Origin of the sequence: Pelosinus sp. IPA-1, from assembly GCF_030269905.1 — a bacterium.
Lineage (GTDB): Bacteria > Bacillota > Negativicutes > DSM-13327 > DSM-13327 > Pelosinus.
This window is the reverse complement of record NZ_BSVC01000002.1, coordinates 252002-271988: the sequence shown is the minus strand read 5'-3', so window position 1 is coordinate 271988 and position 19987 is coordinate 252002. Positions and strand designations below refer to the sequence as shown.

Annotated in this window: 19 protein-coding genes; 6 read left to right on the top strand and 13 right to left on the bottom strand. The window is 37.6% G+C overall.

Translation table 11 applies throughout. The annotated features are described in order from the left end of the window. Window positions 1-32 precede the first annotated feature (32 nt). Window positions 33-437 carry a FosX/FosE/FosI family fosfomycin resistance hydrolase gene (gene fosX, locus QSJ81_RS04980; RefSeq protein ID WP_285716316.1) on the top strand — a complete coding sequence of 135 codons (405 nt, stop codon included), beginning with the start codon at window positions 33-35 and terminating at the stop codon, window positions 435-437. A 73-nt stretch (window positions 438-510) separates the two neighbouring features. Here fosX and QSJ81_RS04975 read toward each other — a convergent pair whose 3' ends face one another. Continuing rightward, the gene (locus QSJ81_RS04975) at window positions 511-1080 is read right to left on the bottom strand and encodes a folate family ECF transporter S component (RefSeq protein ID WP_285716315.1); all 570 of its coding nucleotides are present in this window, start codon (window positions 1078-1080) and stop codon (window positions 511-513) included. Between the two features lie 628 nt (window positions 1081-1708). Here QSJ81_RS04975 and QSJ81_RS04970 point away from each other — a divergent pair. Next, a complete protein-coding gene (locus QSJ81_RS04970) occupies window positions 1709-3178 on the top strand; it encodes an ArsB/NhaD family transporter (RefSeq protein ID WP_285716314.1) in 1470 nt (489 codons plus the stop codon). Between the two features lie 319 nt (window positions 3179-3497). On the opposite strand, the gene QSJ81_RS04965 is transcribed toward QSJ81_RS04970, so the two are convergent. From QSJ81_RS04965 to blaOXA, 3 genes are all read right to left on the bottom strand, one after another. Then, window positions 3498-4085 (bottom strand): sugar O-acetyltransferase, encoded by a 588-nt coding sequence (locus QSJ81_RS04965; RefSeq protein WP_285716313.1) that lies wholly within the window; start codon window positions 4083-4085, stop codon window positions 3498-3500. A 97-nt stretch (window positions 4086-4182) separates the two neighbouring features. After that, on the bottom strand, window positions 4183-4392 hold the full coding sequence (locus QSJ81_RS04960) for a hypothetical protein (protein WP_285716312.1): 210 nt from the start codon (window positions 4390-4392) through the stop codon (window positions 4183-4185). Window positions 4393-4604: 212 nt separating this feature from the next. Next, the gene (blaOXA, locus tag QSJ81_RS04955) at window positions 4605-5459 is read right to left on the bottom strand and encodes a class D beta-lactamase (protein ID WP_285716311.1); all 855 of its coding nucleotides are present in this window, start codon (window positions 5457-5459) and stop codon (window positions 4605-4607) included. 652 nt (window positions 5460-6111) lie between these two features. Between blaOXA and QSJ81_RS04950 the strand changes: the two genes are divergently transcribed. Continuing rightward, window positions 6112-8073 (top strand): OPT family oligopeptide transporter, encoded by a 1962-nt coding sequence (locus QSJ81_RS04950; protein ID WP_285716310.1) that lies wholly within the window; start codon window positions 6112-6114, stop codon window positions 8071-8073. Between the two features lie 264 nt (window positions 8074-8337). Here the strand turns inward: QSJ81_RS04950 and QSJ81_RS04945 are convergent, their stop codons facing one another. From QSJ81_RS04945 to QSJ81_RS04930, 4 genes are all read right to left on the bottom strand, one after another. After that, complete coding sequence (locus tag QSJ81_RS04945) at window positions 8338-8964, bottom strand: MBL fold metallo-hydrolase (protein WP_285716309.1); 627 nt, start codon at window positions 8962-8964, stop codon at window positions 8338-8340. Window positions 8965-9022: 58 nt separating this feature from the next. Next, on the bottom strand, window positions 9023-9613 hold the full coding sequence (locus QSJ81_RS04940) for a hydrolase (RefSeq protein WP_285716308.1): 591 nt from the start codon (window positions 9611-9613) through the stop codon (window positions 9023-9025). Between the two features lie 20 nt (window positions 9614-9633). Further along, entirely contained in the window at window positions 9634-10845 is a 1212-nt protein-coding gene (locus tag QSJ81_RS04935) for a multidrug efflux MFS transporter (RefSeq protein ID WP_285716307.1), read from the bottom strand. Between the two features lie 104 nt (window positions 10846-10949). Beyond that, window positions 10950-11780, bottom strand: coding sequence for an AraC family transcriptional regulator (locus QSJ81_RS04930; protein WP_285716306.1), 831 nt, complete (start codon window positions 11778-11780; stop codon window positions 10950-10952). Between the two features lie 374 nt (window positions 11781-12154). Between QSJ81_RS04930 and QSJ81_RS04925 the strand changes: the two genes are divergently transcribed. After that, window positions 12155-12295 carry a hypothetical protein gene (locus tag QSJ81_RS04925; RefSeq protein WP_285716305.1) on the top strand — a complete coding sequence of 47 codons (141 nt, stop codon included), beginning with the start codon at window positions 12155-12157 and terminating at the stop codon, window positions 12293-12295. 111 nt (window positions 12296-12406) lie between these two features. Then, a complete protein-coding gene (locus QSJ81_RS04920; protein WP_285716304.1) occupies window positions 12407-12772 on the top strand; it encodes a DsrE family protein in 366 nt (121 codons plus the stop codon). Window positions 12773-13039: 267 nt separating this feature from the next. Here QSJ81_RS04920 and QSJ81_RS04915 read toward each other — a convergent pair whose 3' ends face one another. Further along, window positions 13040-13387 (bottom strand): hypothetical protein, encoded by a 348-nt coding sequence (locus QSJ81_RS04915; protein WP_285716303.1) that lies wholly within the window; start codon window positions 13385-13387, stop codon window positions 13040-13042. 268 nt (window positions 13388-13655) lie between these two features. Between QSJ81_RS04915 and QSJ81_RS04910 the strand changes: the two genes are divergently transcribed. Next, complete coding sequence (locus QSJ81_RS04910; RefSeq protein ID WP_502929637.1) at window positions 13656-14288, top strand: hypothetical protein; 633 nt, start codon at window positions 13656-13658, stop codon at window positions 14286-14288. Window positions 14289-14534: 246 nt separating this feature from the next. On the opposite strand, the gene QSJ81_RS04905 is transcribed toward QSJ81_RS04910, so the two are convergent. The 4 genes from QSJ81_RS04905 to ppsA all read right to left on the bottom strand — a co-directional run bounded on the left by QSJ81_RS04905 (window position 14535) and on the right by ppsA (window position 19749). Continuing rightward, window positions 14535-14999, bottom strand: a complete 465-nt coding sequence (locus QSJ81_RS04905) for a GyrI-like domain-containing protein (RefSeq protein WP_285716301.1) — start codon at window positions 14997-14999, stop codon at window positions 14535-14537. 758 nt (window positions 15000-15757) lie between these two features. Then, window positions 15758-16429: a flavodoxin family protein gene (locus QSJ81_RS04900; RefSeq protein WP_285716300.1), complete on the bottom strand. Its 672-nt coding sequence runs from the start codon at window positions 16427-16429 to the stop codon at window positions 15758-15760. A gap of 39 nt (window positions 16430-16468) precedes the next feature. Beyond that, on the bottom strand, window positions 16469-16831 hold the full coding sequence (locus QSJ81_RS04895) for a GIY-YIG nuclease family protein (protein WP_285716299.1): 363 nt from the start codon (window positions 16829-16831) through the stop codon (window positions 16469-16471). 305 nt (window positions 16832-17136) lie between these two features. Then, window positions 17137-19749 carry a phosphoenolpyruvate synthase gene (gene ppsA, locus QSJ81_RS04890; protein WP_285716298.1) on the bottom strand — a complete coding sequence of 871 codons (2613 nt, stop codon included), beginning with the start codon at window positions 19747-19749 and terminating at the stop codon, window positions 17137-17139. Between the last annotated feature and the right edge of the window lie 238 nt (window positions 19750-19987).

Below are 19987 nucleotides of genomic sequence, written 5' to 3'. Positions count from 1 at the left end.
TTATGCAATAATAACGCATAGGAGGAGATAATATGATAGAAGGCATCAGTCACGTTACTTTTATTGTTAGAGACCTTGAACTCGCGACTACATTTTTCAAACAAATATTTGAAGCAGAAGAAGTTTACTCTAGCGGAGATAATACATTTTCGATATCGAGAGAGAAATTCTTCATGATTGGCGAGCAATGGATCGCAATTATGGAAGGAGAGTCCCTTCCTACTCGTACATACAACCACATCGCATTTAAAATATCAGAAGCAGATTTTGAAACATATCACTCACGCATTCGGCAACTGGGCGTAGATTTTAAACCACCCCGTCCACGCGTAGAAGGCGAAGGCAGATCATTGTATTTTTATGACTTCGACAATCATTTGTTTGAAATACATACCGGAACACTTTCTCAGCGCTTAGAAAGATATAAAACAAAGTGACAAAGTGCCATTTACCATTAAAATACAAAACTCCTGCAAGGCTAGGCCGCTTTGCAGGAGTTTTAACCGTCTCCTAACTCTTACACTGTCTGGAATCCAGCGCAGAATATCGGAAATAATGGGTATTAACGCCACTTTGCTGCAAACGTTTAATTAGTATATTTACCATGATCGCCATACAGGGAATCAAAATGACTTGGGCTACGACTCTACCAGGCATAGTCACTATCACAGGGATACCAAAATGTAACTGTAATAAGAATGGGGTTAGTATTAAACTGGTAATTATATTGTTAAGCCCAATTACTATGACTAATTTTTTCAAAGATATCATCCCATTGCAAAACCATCCTATCATAAAAGGAGCGATCATTCCGTTCAAACCCGCTACTAGGGTAAATGTAGGGAGGTAAAATCCACTTGGATTAAGTTGAAATCCAATAAGATCTCCTATAACCCCTGTAATAAATCCTTGCTTACCCCCAAGTAACACTCCAGCCAAAATTACAGGAAGAGTACCAAAGCCAATTCTGATTCCTTCAATTCCCTCAAAAGAGATTCTTATACTAAATATCCTAGTTAAAATAATGTTAAGAGCAACTAACATGGCAATACAACATATATTCTGTACAGTTAATTTCATTATCCTATAATCGCCTCTCTTCATTGACGTAATTCAGCCTTCCATCTAACAATTACACTATTGTTACTATAAATTGTAATATATCTAAAGAGATGAACTTAAATATAATGTAAGTCCATCTCCTCATAAAACTCAGGGGGACGGTTCTTTCGAGTCACTCCATATTTTTATCCGATTTACCATTAAAATGCAAAACTCCTGCAAGGCTAGGCTTCTTTGTAGGCGTTCGTCGAAGGACAAAAGGGACTTTCCCTTTTGTCCCCTTTTGCTATTATGCTTTGCGATATTCCTGCTCTTTTTTAATATTAATGAGAGCTAGGCATTTGCTAGGAGGTAAGTACATGCCCAAATGGTTAAAACCAGTTGGGATCTGCGCTAAGTCCCCATAAGGCTTGCATTTTTTCTCGGACTAGTTGCTCTTTCCGATTAACATACATAACCTATAACATAAGATTATCTAAATTTCTCCATCATTGAAAAGGAGGATAGGAGATACACATGTTAATATCATTAATTTATTTATCATTTTTTGGGTTAACTGGTGCAGGATTATACTCTTTCATTAAACCTAAGTCACTATCCAGTTGTAATCAAATGTTAATAGAAATGGAAATGAGAGAACAAGAAAATGACTGACATAACACTAGCTTTAACTATTTTTCTGGCAACCGTAGTATTCTTATTATGGAGACCAAAAGGAATAAATGAGGCAATCCCGCCAGCCATTGGAGCGTTATTGCTATATTTTTTTGGAATTGTTGGTATGGCTGATGTAGAATATGTTTTGGGCACCGTTTCAGGAGCATCAATTACGATAATTTCAACTATGGCAATGTCGATTGTCTTGGAGAGCATGGGGTTTTTCCGCTGGGTTGCTTTTAATTTGGTCGCAAAATGCGATGGATCAGGCACACGTTTATACTGGTCCGTTATTCTACTGTGTTTTTTTATGACGGTACTCTTTAATAATGATGGTAGTATTGTAATCACTACACCAATTATTATAGAAATCGTTAAACTTTTAGAATTAAAACCACGTCAGCAATTCGCCTATTTATTGAGCGGGGCCATCATCGCGACGGCTTCCAGTGCGCCAATCGGTGTAAGTAATTTAGCAAATTTAATAGCCCTTAAAATTGTAGGTGTAGATTTAGTTACTCATACCAAATATATGTTTGTCCCGTCCATGATGGGACTTTCTGTAATCAGCCTACTGCTGTATCTCCACTTTAGACAGGATATCCCTCAAAGCATCCCTGGCCTATCCAGAGTCTGTATGCAATTATACAGAAAAACAATCGGTAATGACTATCGTCCACCTCATCATAAGCATCCATCCCATCATGGGCACCCACCTCTTCATGGGCATCCATCCCATCATGGGCACCCCCCCCTTCATGAGCATCCACCCCAGCATCAGTATCCACCCCAGCAAGCTGAAACCCAAGTAGACTCAGGGACAATTAATTGGGTGATGTTCAGAATGTACATGACAATTATTGTTTTGGTTAGAGTAAGCCTTTTTATTTTCTCTTATTATGGCATTCCTATTGGATGGGCCGCCTCTGTAGGTGCTCTGATTATAATCATGCTAAGATGGTTCACTCAGGGTACTGGGATTGGTGATGTGCTTCGAAAAACACCATGGCATGTTTTTATTTTCGCTTTCGGCATGTATCTTGTGGTATATGGGCTATACAATGTGAGATTTACGACTACTATCGTTGACCTGATTAAAGAACCTGTTAGCGCTAACCTATTTAACTCCATTTTAATAATTGGTGTGTTAACATCAATTATGGCTAGTTTATTTAACAACCATCCTTCTCTTATGCTTGCGACCACCATCATTACCCACATGGGACTTGAGCTACAATATGTCCAAGTTACTTATCTCGCAATTATTTTGGGGAGTGATATCGGTTCCCTTACACTGCCATCAGGTACTCTTGCCTCGTTAATTTGGATGTATATCCTCAGGAATAATGGGATTATTGTTACTTGGAAGGAATATATCTCCACTACAATACGGATAATACCAATTGGTTTAGTGGTAAGTTTACTCAGTCTATATTTGTGGGTACTAGTATTATCCTAAGCAATCCGTTTTAGGCCCGCCTTGCAGCAACCTTTTCTTTCATTTATAAAACCTTGATTTTTTCAGGGTTTTATTTTTCTTTATTGACTGATTCAACACCGCTATTTTACTACGAAGCGACTCTTTTTCAAAAAGAATCACGAGGACGGTTCTTTGAGTCACTCCCATCGTCTTGCCTCACGTCAGCAATATGTATGTCTGCCATGGGGACGGGGTTATTGACACCACCTTAAAACTGGTTGAATTGTCGACACCCCCTATTACCCATTAGTTCTTTTACTCTTCCATTTTTCGAGCAAATTATCCAGTTACTATATCGCTATTCATTCCAGTATTTTTTCTTATCATCCTCCGTTATTTTACGAATCACCTTACAAGGATTTCCCGCTGCGATTACTCCTGAAGGAATATCTTTATTTACTACACTGCCAGCTCCAATTACAACATTATCACCAATAGTAACTCCTGGCAAAACTGCTACATGTGCACCAATCCATACATTACTTCCTATGATGATTGGATATGCATATTCTAATCCTTGATTTCTCTGTTCACTATCAAGTGGATGCCCTGCTGTATAAAAACCACAATTAGGAGCTATAAATACGTTGTCTCCAAAAGTTACTTTTGCTCCATCTAAGATTATACAGTTATGATTAGCATAAAAATTTTCACCAATTTCAACATTATACCCGTAATCACACCAGAAAGGTTGTTCAATTAAGAACCTTCCTTTTGTCTTTCCTATTATTTTTTTTATTAGTGCTATACGTGTTTCTATCATAGAAGGGCGTAACCCATTATATTGAAAACACAAGTCTTGGCATAAAGTTCTTTCTTCAATTAAAGATGTATCATTGTTTGCATCATACAAATAACCTTTTTGTGCCTTTTCTTTCTCTTTCATAACTATCTCCTTTAACTACTAAATACGGGGACAAGGGGAAAGGTTCTCTGACCCCAACGTTACAAAATTATCTGTTAAAGAACCATTTCTTTATAATCTATTCGTTCTTTATATTTCCCACAAGCTTTAAGGGTTTTAGCCAAAATCCAGAAACATATTTTTTACCTTCTTCTTGGGTAAAAACACTTCTAATCAATACTGGTTCTTGTTCTTGCGAAAACTTACCTTTATAGAAAAACAAGTCATCTAATGAGTAGCATAAGCTTTTCTTTGAAAACGATATCCCATATTCTATCCTATTTACCATTAAAATACAAAACTCCTGCAAGGCTAGGCTGCTTTGCAGGAGTTTGTCATATATATTGCTTTTTTGATCAACTCTTCTTATTCGTAGTCTACAATAGCTCATTTAGTAAGAAGAATCACATTGGTATACCATACATATTTTTTTGCTCTGACGTTCACTTGTCTTTTTATTGCATTGTAGTAACAACGCGGATGAGTCAGATACTGCCAAATTTATTGCACTAACTTATATTTTTTAAGAATGTTAATTGTAAGCTCTTTTGCTTTATAGCCGGCAAAATCCGCCTGCGAATCAATGTTTGTGGCAAACACATAAGGATGGCCTTTTACAACAACAAATCCTACGTACCACCCCAGGGAAATATTATTCTGCAATCCACTACTACCGGTTTTCCCATAAAGCGTATAGTCGTCGCCTTCTTGTTGAATCATGATTCGTTTAACAGTTTTCATTACCTCTTTATCAAAAGGCAGTTCTTCTATGTAAAGTTTTTCCAGAAAATTGACTTGTTCCATGGGGGAAATCATAAGCGTACTACTAAGCCAAAATCTATCAATTCCTCCACTAATGTCTTGATTGCCATAGGAACATTTATCAATCCATTCCTGCATTCGTTGCTCTCCAATATCACGAGCCATAGCCTGATAATACCAAACTGCCGAATATTTATAAGCTGATCCAAGTGCAAGATCCTGATTCCAGACATCCAAGGCACGATGAACGCCATCCCACCGTTTAATGTCATATTCATCCTTTACCGCTTTCACTTGCAGCCCAGCCAAAGAGTTCATGATTTTGAATGTAGACATCGGAGTTCTCCGTTCCTGAGCCCGATTTTTATTATAAATAAACGTCTTCCCTAACTCTGCATCTTTTAGAATAAAAGTTCCTTCAGTACTCTGAAAAAATTCGTCAACATTCATATTTGTAACTTCAAATGCTTCATCTTGCTGTATTGATTGATTAGCATTGCTAGGGGACTGTTCAACGCCTCTTTTTGCTTCTAAAATTGCCACCCCGCAAGTGACGAGAATTACTGTTATGAATACTAAAAACCATCTTCTCATTTGAATCTCCCTTCTTTATAAAAGATTTTACTTTTGTAGATTACAAATGTAATCTACATTAATATATTACATTTGTAATCTTTCAATGTCAATATGAAAAAAAGCAGCGCGGCAAATACCGCACGTTTTCTACAAATTCCCCCCCTTTCCAACTGCTCCTGCCTTGGTGTTTTTTTTGTATATAAGATACTAACGGAATAAATTATTCTTGACTCTTTGAGCAATGGGCTTTGGATTGGAGCGGCTTACAAGCATATAAATAGGATAACAAATAGGTCAATATGCTGGCCTATTAAACCTTTAAACTGTTTTATTTTAGCATATTATTCCAATTTATTTTTAATTAAATGGCTGCTTGAAGTATGTAAGCATAAAATTTTTGTATAGAACAGCAGATAATCAGGGGATTGTTTATTAAAAATATAAAACAAATCCCCCCATCAGTTCAATTGGTATAAAATTTGCATATGTTACCAATTATGGAGTGTATTTGCATTTTCATTATGAAAGAAATGCATTTTACAAAATGATATTTTAATATCATTTTGATGGAGGTGATCTAAAGAATTATGTAATTCTGAGATATCGTCGAATTTTTTATAAAGAAAATGATCACCGGAAAAACATTGACAGTATCTAAAGGAGGATTTTTATGTCTGAAAATCAAAACAATCCGGCTCCGTTAGAACCACCCATGTCGCCTCATAAAGAATACCAGGAAATCAATTCTTATGTTGTGTTTTGGGGCTTATTTTATGCCGCGATCTTCGCGTTAGCAATTGGTTATCTTTGTTTAAAGATAGGGCAAACTGTTGATGCGTTCGCTCCTGTATCAGTAATGGCCATGGGAATGGCCACCATGTTAAAACGTAAAAATGCCTTTCCTGAAAATGTCCATATTCAGGCCATTGCTAGTGCTGGTACTAACAGTATTGGTGGCGCCATGTTTATTCTACCTGCCTTTTACATTTTAGGAAATACCAGTCTTAGTTATTTTCAAATGGCAGTGCCGATTATCCTTGGTGGTATGCTTGGTGTATTTATTGCCGCCATTTTTCGTCGTTATTTTTGTGAAGAAATGCATCATGCCTATCCATTCCCTGCAGGACGAGCAGCCGCTGGGGTATTAACTTCTGGGGAAGGTAGCCAAGCTAAACTCATGATCTTTACTGGCGCAATTGCCCTAGTGTATGATTTTGTCCTCAATAGCCTTGGTTGGTGGCAGGAAGTTATCTCCAGCACCACTTTTAGCTGGGGACAGCAATTATCTGATAAGTTTAAATTAAACTTTAGCTTAGATAATGAGTCAGCATTACTTGGTATCGGTTACTTTACGGGACTCCGTTATGCAGCCATTATTACCGCTGGTTCTTTCTTTTCATGGTTTGTTTGTATTCCTATTATTTATTACTTGGCAGGCGATCATCATATGATCGTGAAGGGCAAAGACATCTTGTTAGCGAATGCTCCTGTTACTTCCGTATTTCGTGAGTATGTACGCCACATCGGTATTGGCATGCTCGCGATGGCTGGAATTATTAGTCTTTTAACCATGTCTAATGTTGTAAAAGACGTAGTAAAAACAGTTATTGCTACGTTACGTAATAAAACGGATGCTACACAAACATTTTCATTGCGTACCCAGCAAGATATTCCAATGCCACTTATTGTGATTGGCATCATTATTGTAACCTTATTATTCACAGCGTTTTTCCATGTATTTTTTGCTCAAACGATCTTGCAAACAGTACTGGCGCTCATCATTGTTTCTGTTTTTGCATTTTTATTTTCAGTGGTTGGCATTAGTTCTATCGCTTTTACTGGGTCCGAGCCAGTATCTGGTATGAGTATTTTTATGATTATTGTTTCTGCATTTGTCTTAGGTAGTGTTGGCATGTACGGCGATATGGGGATTGCCGCAATTTTAATAATGGCAGCTTTTCTTTGCACCGCGCTAGGGGTCTCTGGTAATTTCATGTCAGAACTGAAAGTTGCTCACCTACTCGGTGCCACGCCACGCAAAATGCAACAGTGGCAATTGGTTGCCATCGCTTTAACAGGTGCTTTATCCATTGGGGTTATCTTACTCATTAATCAAGCCTATGGTTTCGTCGGAGCAACTGCGTTACCTGCACCACAGGCTAATGCCATGGCAGTCATTATCAAACCTTTGATGAACGGTCAAGCCGCTCACTGGCCCCTTTATATGGCAGGTGCCTTCGGTGCAATTATTCTTTGGATGATTAAAGTTCCACCATTGGCTTTTGCCCTTGGCGCTTATCTACCAATGGAGATTAATCTACCTCTTTTAGTTGGTGGACTGATTTCTCACTTTGTTTCTCATAGTAGTAAAGATGAACTATTAAATGCTTTACGTCTCAGTAAAGGTGAAACCATAGCCTCTGGTTTAATCGCAGGTGGTTCCATTGGTAGCCTAATCAGCGCTGTACTCCGTATATGCGGCGTCGATTATTTTCAAGAAGCCTGGGTGGAAACACCAGCGGCTACTTATCTTGGCGTACTTGCCTATTTAGCGCTTTGTGCTTTCCTGTACAAAAAAGCTATGAGCGCTAAATCTGTCAACTTTATAACTAATCAAATTACCAATACATGAGTGTCTTAATTAACTTCCTTGAACAGTCAAAGGTCTTATTTGATGGTAGACTACTGACTAAATAAGATAAAGCAAAATTAAGGTGGCTCTCGAAATTATCTTTTGGGATGCGAAGCAAGAAAAGAAGCGAAAAAAATCGTAAAACGATTTTCTCCGCTTCTTTTTCATTTAGCCTCCGTTAAAGAATCATGTTAATATACGTTTGTGATCTATTCATATTATCAGGAAGCATCGGTATCACCCTCCTCTGCATTATGTCAAAAATTAAAGCGCTTCCCATAAGTCCCGACCACGTATGGGTTCTCCATGAGCGGGGCATATCCATTCAAAATCGAAGGATTTAATTTGCTGCAAAGATATTTCCGATATTGCTTTGTTCCAGGTAGAAAATGACGGAAATCTTTTTATCTTACCTTTTTTTGTCCTTACCAAATCTCCAACAAACAGAACATCTTCATATAAAAAAGATACATGACCGGGAGTATGTCCTGGTGTAGGTATAATTTCAACAGACCCAATCTTCTGCCCTGCCGTAAAAGTAGAGTCTACTCGCGGGGTATCCACTCTAATAATTGCTTGAACAATTCTTTTTATACCTTCCCTGTTACGTTCACCTTGTATATATGGCAGATCATCCTTTGACGCCCATAATTGTGCTCCCGTTTCCAATTGTAATACCTTTGCGTTTCCAATATGGTCTACATCGTGATGTGTTAACAATATATGAGCAATATCACGATGTTTAATTCCTAATCGTGATATTTCCTCGATGATTTTTTTACTTCTTCCTGGATAGCCTGTATCAATCAAAATTGGCTCTTCCCCTACTATCAGATAAGCATAACTTCCTGTTGTTGAATCCAATAAATATACGTTTTCCTTTATTTTCAAGTTACCATCCTTTCTACTAAATAGTATTTTGGGGGTTCAATACTACTTGTATCTCATTTTATCTTAATGATAAGGCGACTTCTTCACTTGTCCGAATTTTACCTATCCTAGGAAAAATGTATTTACAAACATAATCATGCTCTTCTTTTGTAGAAGCTGTCATTGCATCTTCTACAAAAATTTGATGATAACCATGTTGATAAGCTTCTCTTGCCGTAGTGTCCACGCCAATTCCAGTAGAAACACCACATAGAACAATCGTATCAATTCCACGACGTCTTAACTGTAAGTCAAGGTCAGTACCATAGAAGGCTCCCCATTGCCTCTTAGTAATAAGATGAGCTTTTTCCATATTTCCTAGTTCAGGCACAAAACTATCCCAGCCTTCTGGTAATTGTACTGGATTAATCGGGGAATCTATCTTGGGCTTTAACATGTCTTTTCCATCTACAAATGAAACTCTTACAAGAACTACAAAGGCTCCCTTTTCCGTGAATGCATTCATTAATCTGCTAGCATTCTGAACAACTTGCGCAGCAGTATAAGGTGAAACCTCCCTGTTTACAATTCCTTTTTGCAAATCTATCACTATTAGCGCCGTTTTTTCTGCTTTCATTAATTCATCTTCTGCTGATTTTGAATCTTTCATTTTCTTCTCTCCTTTTCATTTTATTTTTTGTATAATGCTAATTCATTTATGCTAAGTTTTTTATACACCTTAAAATAAACCCATACTGTATTTATCAGTAATAATGTACTTGTAATATAAAATACATATTTTATACCAAACCAGGCTGCCACTTGCCCACCTAAAACGGAACCTCCAAATACACCTAAGTACCCTGCCGACATTGTAAAGCCAAAAACTCTGCCTGTAAGAGCGTCTGGTGTAATTTTCTTGATTATAATATTTACAGAAGGAATCAACCCTGCCGTTGCTAATCCTAATACAAAGCGAAGACCCATCAACTGCCAAGGATTTTTTACAAAAGCTTGTGGTATAAAAATGAGTCCTGCCACTACAAGGGCGACTAACATAACCTTCTGCGCTCCTATTTTATCAGAAAGTTTCCCCAGTCTTGGAGCGGCAATGATACTTGCTAGTCCTGAGGATGAAAATGTCATTCCGGCCAGCAGAGCAACATGACTGGTATTACTGGCTAGCTGGGTAACATATACTGTTATGATTGGTTCTACAGAATATAATGCCACTGTTAATACAAAAAAGGTCACAAACATGGTAATCGTCAAGCTTTTTTCAGGAACAGTATTCCATACCTCCTTGAAAGTAAGTGCCTTTTTATCTTCACGAATAAAAGACTCTTTTACAAATAAAGCGGTGGTAATGAATGTAAGCAGCAGCAGTGCACCGGTTATAAAAAATACCTTTTGTAAACCAAAATTCTCTGCTATAAAACCGCCAATCATTGGCCCAAGCAAAGAACCTGCAATATTTGCCGTTGAAAGTGTACCTAAAGCCCATCCCGCGTGTTCCTTATCTGTCTGAATTGCGATCAATGTAGTACAAGCTGTACTATAACCTGCTATAACACCCATCAATAATCGTAATCCTATCAGTTCATATACATTTTGTGCAAAACCCATGCTGCCTATAACTACCGACATACCAAGGCTTGCCCTAAGCAGCATTGGTTTTCGTCCAAATTTGTCAGCGGCATGACCCCAAATTGGTGAGAAAACAGCTGAAATGATATAGGTAATGCCGAAAGCAATTCCTGAAAATTGTACAATGGAAGCTGTATTGTGAACTCCAAGATGTTCTATATACAGCGGCAATACGGGGGCAATCTGGCTCATTCCTACACTTGTTACAAATATCCCAAACCAGCAAACGATTAAATTTCTTTTCCAAATTGGCATGAATATAAGCCTTCCTTCTGCTATACATTAATCATTGTACAAGAATGCTGAACAATAATATCCTCATTTTAACCTACAGATTGGGCTTTATACCATGCATTATATCAAACTCCATGGACATTTTTGCTGTAATATTCCGTGGGGCTTATCCCTTCCATTTTTTTAAAAATCCTGCTAAAATAAAATTCATCAGTAAATCCAAGTGCTTGTGCTACTTCTTTTACCTTTTTATCACTTTCGGCAATAAGTTCTTTGGCTTTATCAATTTTCATCTTATTAAAAAACTCAATGATAGAATATCCCGTAGTCTCTTTGAAAGCTCTTGATAGATAAGTAGAGGACAGCTGCACCAGATCTGACAATTCAGTCAAGGTCACTCTATTATTTATATTCTGATGCATGTATTGAATGATTTTTTCCACCTTTAAGGAGGTTGAGTAATTCTGTTTTTGCTTTCTTATGTTTTGATAAATTGCAATTACTAATTGCTGAAACAAAGTCTTCGTAATAAACTCATATCCTGGTAGTTTCGCATTCCAGCTATCAACTAATTTTTTAAATATATCCTCAATATGATAATAATCCTTTAATTCAAGTGCAGATTGCAGTGGAATCATTTCCACTTCGCCCTTAATAGCCCATTTACTGTCATTAAAGCTCACATAGGCATAGCTAAAATGTACTGATAGAAAACATATGGGTTCTTCAGTATCTATCTCTACAGAATGTAGTACGTCAGGAGAAATGTAGAATAGCATACCTTCTTTAACTGAATATCTTTTTTTTTCAATTATAACACTGCCCTTCCCCCCCGTAACAAAAACAAGCTTATGATGTTGAATTGTTCTGGTGCTTTTACTTAGATATCTTACAGGTTCATTAAATCGCCTGCAATTGCAGTAATGAATGTGAAAAAAATAATTTTTTATATTCATGTTTTCCTCCATAATTCTGACTTTCGATTTGCCGAATCCCGTCCCCATGACAAATCATACAGGAGTGGTATCCTACAAATTGTTCATATCCTATGTGCTACATCCCAATATATTTCACATAATCCAGTATCGACTCCTGCAAGTCTAGGCTGCCTTGCAGGAGTTTTTCGTATATAGGTGTTTTTCCTATTTAGGACTATAAATTTTATTTGATTTCAAAAAAAGTATTTCTTTAAGAAAACTTCAATTTTATTATTGGTAGGAGCTACTGATACCGTCTACAATGAAATGTTTTTTTCTGTTGGTTTATTCGGCAGGCTTAGCAGTGCTTGGTTTGCAAGTTTTACTTTTTAACGTAGAAAGGAAAGATGATATTGAAAAAGAAATGGATAATCATTTTATTGATTGGATTAGTTGGATTTGGAATCTATAATATGAAGAGAGAAGGGGCTGACCAAACAGAGGTGCCGGATGAATTAACTTATGCATTATGTGCCCGACTTGAGGGGGGATAAGACAGAGGAATGGGATTTAGATTTGAAGTATTTCAGACATTAATGTTTGTTCATGGATTAGCTATAGCTTCTTTACAGATACAAATTAAAATATAATGATTAGGAGATATAATGGAAAAACTAAAAACATTATTACATATTGATGAGCTTGGTAAATGGCGGTTAACTTTAACAAACGCAAAAAATCTCATAGAAGATGTAGGTTTTGAAAATGTTATTTTAGAGATTGTGGCCAATGCTACCGCTGTACAAATATTTGATTCCGTGGATAAAAGCATTGATCACGAAATGCCAGGTCTGTTGAAACAAATGAAAGAACTATCCGAAAATCATGTTACAATTATTGCCTGCCGAAATGCTTTAAAAGCAAATTTAATTAATGAAGAATTATTACCGGAGTTTGTAACAGTCGTACCTGCGGGAATAACAAGAATTATTGTCAAACAAACTGAGGGGTATTCCTATGTAAAACCATGATAAGATAGCTTTAAGAAACCTATAGTGGATACCTTTGACTAAAGCCAGGTATCCACTACGGGTTTCTTTTCTTTGGAAATCTATTAATGTGAGTCAATGGACTTTCAGAAACCTTACCATTTAAAATAAAAAATTTTGCAAGGCCAGGCTGCTCTACAGGAGTTTGGCGTTATATTGGGTTGCTTTGATCAGTTCTTTTAGAAGGGGACAGGGACAAGGGGACAGGTTCTCTGTCCCACTAGATCCTATCAATCACACTTTATCATTTCAGCGAAACCGTGAATAACCACTGATCAAAAATATACCCAAAGCAATAATTACAGGAATATAAGCAATACAAACCCCTAGTATATCTCGCTTGTTGGTGTAACATCTCCACGAATATCGTATGCAAGAGATAATACCTGTAGGGTAAATACTTAAAATAAGTAATGCGGGAAGTGTTGTATTTATAAAATTGGAGTTTGGAGAGTCATGAGCCATAGCAAACATAAACAGAGCACCAAAGGCATAGGGAATAAGTGTTAAGCCAGAAATAATGTTGGCCAGCAATAATAGATATTTCGTAATTTCCATTAATACACCCCTATCATAGCTTTTTGCTAATGTTGTCATTAAAGAGTCTCTCTTACATCAAACAAAATACCCTTTTTCGCCATCACCCATTTAGAATTACATTAATTGTGTGGGAGAAAAAGATAGGATCTCTGTCCCATCACTAAAAGGATTATAAGGGGTTACCTTATAATCCTTTATTACTAAGGGCATACTAAGTTCGTCAAATGGATTTTTAAACGTTCCCAATAAAGCCAAAATTCTACAATCTAACTTTCCGAGACTTACGCAATTACTAACCACCTACGTATAAAAGGAAGTGCATATATTGATTACTATTGAAATGATTAATCAGGCAAATTACACACTTCATAATCTTATGGTGACGAAATGGAGTACACAAGACTTATTCTCTATTAAATGGTGGGGAGAAATAGGATTCGTAATTATCTCTTATATTTTTTGTTTTTCGCTATTGGATAAGACGAGACTAACCAAAACAATTTTATTCGGGTCCCTCATATCTGTATTTTCCGTTGTAATTGAGATAGTCGGTTGTAACTCCAATCTATGGGCGTATTCTTTACCTATTTACCCTATGATCCCCAATATTTTCCTCCTAGATATTACCGTAATCCCCCTGTATTATATGCTTATATATCAACGGGCTTACTCATGGAAAAGTTATGCAGTGTGGAATATAGGGGCATCTGCATTTCTAGGATTTGTTTTTTCACCATTAGTGGTATCACTGGGGCTTGTTCAGCTAATTCAGTGGAATTATGTAAATACCTTTTTGATTATTGCCTTTGTTGGTTTTTTGGCTAAAGCTGTAATATCCCTCATCATATCATTTGAAGAACAATATCAAACAAAACAACAAGTTTGGCAAACTTCAGTTTTATTTCAACCAGCCGTTAAACCGCTTGATGAGGAATCCGATAAAAAAAATAAAAATTAGTTTACCTCAATACAAGCAACTACGTCCGATAATTTTCCATTCCGTAAACTGGATTTTTTTATAGGCAGATATAGGTTTATGCCATAGAAATGGAAATGTATTGATTTTATACAAAACACTTCATCATTTCCAAAAAACTCAAAGGGGGGCTCTTTTGAGTCCCTCTCATCTTTTTGCCATTTTCAGAGATTGTTATTATGTCCACATTAACTTTCTCCTTCAATTTATACAAGCTTTACATTTAAATCATTTATCAACAATTGGAACCCATAACTCATGTCTTGGTTTGTGTTTTGGCCCGTAAAAACATTCAATACATGGTAAATTAGCTAATTCATAACCTGAAGTCGGAAGCCATTCTGAATATAAACGTTTCCACGCTTCTACGATATTGGGAAAAACTGCCCACGAACTCGCTGAAATTATTAGATTTTCCATATTGTTTGGAACGTCTCCATCATATCTGACCCCCATAAAGTAATCAAATGTATCGTCCGTAATGGCCGCTTCCTTTCCGCAAGCGCCTAAGAGGCCTTCAAGTTTGCATTTGGGATTTTCCCATGACATATCAATGAGTGTTTGCATAAATCCATCTTTTCTAGCTTCTCCCCAAAGTGTAGGGATCGTTTTAAAGGCTTTGTCTGTTTTTATAGTTTTTATTTTCCCTACAATTTTTAATTCAAAGTCAAGATTTTCGATTCTGTATTCCATTTCCGTATCTCCCTTAATTGAAATTTATCACGAGCACCAGATGGGTTTATCCCGTGTTACCTTTTGGAAAGCTCGGCGAAAGAGTCGGCTGACTTATATCCATATTTAAGCGCAACATGATGATACGAATATCACTTCTTTGAAGGTCAAAAGCATACTTTTTAAGTGTAAATATATACCGTTCTGTCACATCATTGTCACATATTTAGATGTATAATTAGATAAAAGGAAGGTGTATTTTATGATATCAACCATTGCAACTATAGCTATTTTTATATTCGTTTTAGGATTATTGGACTTTAGATATTAAACCGACAATCAAGGCATTTCGCAACCATCATTATAGTAACACCCACAGAAGCACAGGGATGATTCTTTTAAAGACCTATCTTCTTGTCCCATGTACACGATACATAATGAGGGGCCTATCTTTGAAATCCTATATTTCTTTTTTATTTACCATTAAAATACAAAACTCCTGCAAAGTTAGGCTGCTTTTCAGGAGTTTGCCGTATATATTGATTTTTAAATTAGCTTTTCTTATTTGGAGTCTACAACGGCTCTGTATCAAGAACAGAGGAACCGCCAGATCCTTTATTATCATACCTTTTACGTCATCATCACTTCCTAAGAAATAACCTAGAAGGAAAAGAAGAAGTCGCCAAAGCACTGGAAAATGTCAAAGGGACATGCACTTTAAAATTAAGCGCGTGTCCCTTTTGTATGTTTTGCCAATCCAATTGCTCATATCCTATGTGCTACATCCCGATGTATTTCACATAATCAGGTATCGACATGAGCTGCATTTCAAGTTTTGATTTTGTTTCTTCTGATACGTAATTTTGCGTTGCCATTTCATATCCTGCCTGCTCAACAACTTGCAAATACTCATTTACGGTTGCTTTGATTTTCTCGTCCTTGCTTTTTAAGAGTTTGCCGCAGTTGCGATAAATCTCAAGGATAGGATTGCAGGAAGCAAACACCACTTTCATGGTTTCAAAATTGTTATTGCCCGGAAAGCCGCAGTTAGAAATCACCACAAATTGCTGCGTTTTAGGCTTGGAATCCGCAAGGTCAAAATTTTCACCCGAATTTACAATCAGAGGACTTTTCAGCGGGACGAGCCTGTCAGCAAAGTTCTTGAGAGCTGCTGTCATATTCCATGTGTAAACAGGCGAAGCAAAGCACACCACATCAGCCGCATTATATTTGTCCAAAAGCCCTGTCATATCATCCTGCATCACGCATTTTCCTGGTGTTTTAAACCAGCAGGTAAAGCATCCTTTGCAGTGTCCAATATTCTTATCAATTAAAAACACATTTTCAGTGTCGGCATCGGCTCTTTTTGCACCGCTCAAAAACGCTTCTGCAATCACATTTGTGCTGCTGTTTACCCCGGCAGGGCTTCCGTTAAATACTATAAATTTCATTTTATTCTCCTTTTTCATCACAGATGGCGCTTACCTCTTTTAAATAGCGGAGCGTGACAACTCTGAAATTTCGCCATTTCGTTTTTCAATCCAAAGTTCTAGCAAAGTATTTACATCATCTGAAAACTCACTTGTTGTTTGCGTTTCTTTCTTTTCTATTTTTTCCAATATTTCAAAAGAAAATGTAGCTGCTCCAAACTGTTTCCATGCCTCAATCATACACATTTCAGGGCAAAAATTAGTTGATACTGAAAATGCAAAACGATTTTTCGAACCTTGCATATCTGTTGTTGCTCGAAGCCAAAGATGATCAGTGCCACTGGATTTCACGCAGTATACCCCGCCAATTATCACTCTATTTTTATATTGCTCTTTCAAATCTTTTTTTGATGGTTTATCCATTGATGATCACCATCCTTTCTAGAATTTATTTGCTTTTCATAACCCGCTAGCAGCTCTTGAACCCCGTAGAATAACTATAGCGAATCTTGAGTTATGGTTCAATAAACTCTCCGTAGAGTCAATATTATGCTTACTGTTAGACTCTCTCTCCTTTGAGCTAAAAAAGACTACGCTTTTTGTCAGGCAGACAAAAGCGTAGTCTTTTATAAGAAGCAAGCGGATTTGCGTTGCCTCTATTTATGATAATTCTATATAAAAATAGAGGTATAGGAAAGCGCACCATGAGGAAGAGAACCTCTTCCCCATTATATGATTTCTACATACCCTTCTGTTCCATGTACGCGAATTCGTTGCCCATCTTTTATTAGTTTGGTAGCATTTTCTACTCCTACAACTGCTGGTAAGCCATATTCACGTGCGATGACTGCTCCATGGGTCATCAGTCCACCAACTTCGGTGACTAGGCCTTTTATTGATACAAACAAGGGTGTCCAGCTAGGGTCGGTAAAGGAGGTTACTAATATATCTCCTTCTTCTAGATCAGCATCTTCCATGCTTAAGATGACACGTGCTCGTCCCTCTATAACTCCAGAAGAAACAGCTAGACCTACAATAGCGCCCACTGGGAGATTTTCTCGTTTGTACTGACCTGCAATGATTTCACCATCAGAAGTGATAACCCGTGGGGGAGTTAGTTTTTCATAGTATTTGTACTCATCCTTTCGTTTGCTGATGACTTTGTAATCCAGTTTATTCGTGCGTACGACTTCGCGAAGTTCTTCAAAAGTGAGATAGTAACTATCTTCTTTTTCATGAAGTACGCCTGCGTGTACGAGTTGCTCGAATTCTTTCATTAAAGCTTGTTTATAAACGAAGTAGCGAGTGATCATGCCGTATTTTGGATATTCACGATAACCGATGAAAGTCCGGATTATGTCGATCATTCTTTTTGTCTCTTTGGCTTTTTCTTCACCATCTGGTAATTGCTTCAATCGCTCTAATAACTCTTGTTCTTTTTGCAAAGCCTCCTGTCGCCCTTGCTCAAATTTCCGATTGCCAGCATTAGGCTCAAAATTTTTGATATTACTGAGAATCATGGGAATAAGTGTAGTTGGTTTTTCGCTCCAACGGGTTTTCGTAATGTCGATTTCACCGACACATCGCATTCCGTATTTATTAAGGTAAGCATAGATAGCGTCTTTGGCTTCCTTTCCACCTTCAAACTTAACCAGTTCATCCAAAAGGTGATCCGCTTTACCATGTTGTAAATAATCAATGATTTCCGGATAAGGACGAATCACATCTGCCACATCCAATAGCGCCAGACCCATTTCTGAAGTTATGTTATTTGGTACAGATTGAGAAAGCGTATCTGCTGCGTTTTTTTCACCTAGCCACTTGTTCATATTTTCATTGATCCATGTTGAAGCATTGATAGCAGCCATATACACAGCTGAACCTTGTGGATCAGATCGAATGTTCTTTAACTCCTTAATATCCTCCAGAATAAAATCAAATAAATCTGAACCTGATTTTGTTTCGATGTTTTGTTTTAACGCTTCTATCGATGTTTGACATTTCTGAATCAAATCACAAACGAGTGTCGGATCATTTTCTATTTGTACTGGAGCTCCCCAATTCGGCAACCCTTTATTGCTTTTATTGGGATCCTGTTCCTTTTTATCATTTGGCAGCACTTTTATAAAATCTCGATTTATGAGGGTCATCAGTGCGTCCTTGGTAAGTGGATCGCCATGTCCAAAGATATTTAATAACATTTCCCTGCTGTCAGGAGAAGCCAGCATGGGTGTAACATCAACAAACAGCCTTCCACCCGCTTTAAGCATGGGGCCAGCAGCTGCAAGCAGAAAAAAAGACAATCCCAATGGTTTCATGGGATCGGTCATCATTTGGTTATGACCGACAGATAGGTAAACGTGATTTTCTTCATCATTTGCTTCAGGTATGGGGTATAAAGTCGTGATTGGGCGACTCTGGACAATATAAAAGGTATCATTAGCCAAACACCATTCGATGTCCTGAGGACTGCCGAAATGTTCTTCGATCTTTCTGCCCATGCGGGTGAGGCTCAAAATCTGCTCATCCGTCAACGCTTGCCTATTCTGCATTTTAGACTCAATCTGATGCTTTTTCGTACCGCCATCTTTTAAGGCATAAATAGCCAGCTTCTTGGTGGATATCTTCTTATCGACAACCTTGCCGTTACGCACTTTATAGTTATCAGCATTCACCAGGCCGGAGACCAAAGCCTCACCAAGCCCAAAGCTGGCATCAATGGATACCACATTCCTATTAGAAGTGACGGGGTCAGCAGTAAACAAAATTCCTGCAGCCTGCGGGAAGACCATCTTCTGAACAACCACAGACAGGTGGACATTACGGTGGTCAAATCCATTTTGAAGACGATAAATTACTGCCCTCTCGGTAAATAGCGATGCCCAGCACTTGCTGATATGTTTTAGGATTGCCTCTATTCCAATAATGTTTAAATACGTATCCTGCTGACCTGCAAAGGAGGCTGTCGGTAAATCCTCTGCAGTTGCGCTGGATCGTACTGCGTAGGCATTTTTTTCTCCAAGCTTTAAAAGGTGGCGGGTGATCTCTTCGTTAATGTCTTGAGGAATAGATATTCCTTCGATACCCCTCCGAATCTTACCGCTAAGTTCACCGATTTTATCCCGGTCTTCCACCTTTAAAAGCGATAACTGATTCAGTAATTCGCTAATCGACGAAGTTTCCCTTATGATTCTTTTAAAGGCTTCAGTAGAAATGCAAAAGCCATCCGGTACGCGTATTCCTGGAATCTTGAAAAGTTCCCCTAGGTTCGCGCCTTTCCCCCCAGCAACCATGAGTTTTGTTTTATCAATTTCCTGGAAATCAAGCACAAAGTAACTCATACATTACCCTCCTTCGGCATGCCCTTCAAAAAATCGTACTAACGTGCTATTGCATTATAGCAGTAGCAAAAGGGAACAACTAGTCTACTTTTACAATTTTTTATATGTTATAATTAAAGTGGGAAGAATTCAATTTTCAAAGAAATAAACCTTAAAGACACTAATCCGATGTTGCCAATTTCACCAAAATAATGATTTAGCTGTTAACTTAAGGAAGGGACAAGTTCTCTATCCCACT

Coding starts and splice junctions, on each gene's coding strand:
- fosX (WP_285716316.1), top strand. CDS start 33: ATGATAGAAGGCATCAGTCACGTTACTTTTATTGTTAGAGACCTTGAA.
- QSJ81_RS04975 (WP_285716315.1), bottom strand. CDS start 1,080: ATGAAATTAACTGTACAGAATATATGTTGTATTGCCATGTTAGTTGCT.
- QSJ81_RS04970 (WP_285716314.1), top strand. CDS start 1,709: ATGACTGACATAACACTAGCTTTAACTATTTTTCTGGCAACCGTAGTA.
- QSJ81_RS04965 (WP_285716313.1), bottom strand. CDS start 4,085: ATGAAAGAGAAAGAAAAGGCACAAAAAGGTTATTTGTATGATGCAAAC.
- QSJ81_RS04960 (WP_285716312.1), bottom strand. CDS start 4,392: ATGGTAAATAGGATAGAATATGGGATATCGTTTTCAAAGAAAAGCTTA.
- blaOXA (WP_285716311.1), bottom strand. CDS start 5,459: ATGAGAAGATGGTTTTTAGTATTCATAACAGTAATTCTCGTCACTTGC.
- QSJ81_RS04950 (WP_285716310.1), top strand. CDS start 6,112: ATGTCTGAAAATCAAAACAATCCGGCTCCGTTAGAACCACCCATGTCG.
- QSJ81_RS04940 (WP_285716308.1), bottom strand. CDS start 9,613: ATGAAAGATTCAAAATCAGCAGAAGATGAATTAATGAAAGCAGAAAAA.
- QSJ81_RS04935 (WP_285716307.1), bottom strand. CDS start 10,845: ATGCCAATTTGGAAAAGAAATTTAATCGTTTGCTGGTTTGGGATATTT.
- QSJ81_RS04930 (WP_285716306.1), bottom strand. CDS start 11,780: ATGAATATAAAAAATTATTTTTTTCACATTCATTACTGCAATTGCAGG.
- QSJ81_RS04920 (WP_285716304.1), top strand. CDS start 12,407: ATGGAAAAACTAAAAACATTATTACATATTGATGAGCTTGGTAAATGG.
- QSJ81_RS04915 (WP_285716303.1), bottom strand. CDS start 13,387: ATGACAACATTAGCAAAAAGCTATGATAGGGGTGTATTAATGGAAATT.
- QSJ81_RS04905 (WP_285716301.1), bottom strand. CDS start 14,999: ATGGAATACAGAATCGAAAATCTTGACTTTGAATTAAAAATTGTAGGG.
- QSJ81_RS04900 (WP_285716300.1), bottom strand. CDS start 16,429: ATGAAATTTATAGTATTTAACGGAAGCCCTGCCGGGGTAAACAGCAGC.
- QSJ81_RS04895 (WP_285716299.1), bottom strand. CDS start 16,831: ATGGATAAACCATCAAAAAAAGATTTGAAAGAGCAATATAAAAATAGA.
- ppsA (WP_285716298.1), bottom strand. CDS start 19,749: ATGAGTTACTTTGTGCTTGATTTCCAGGAAATTGATAAAACAAAACTC.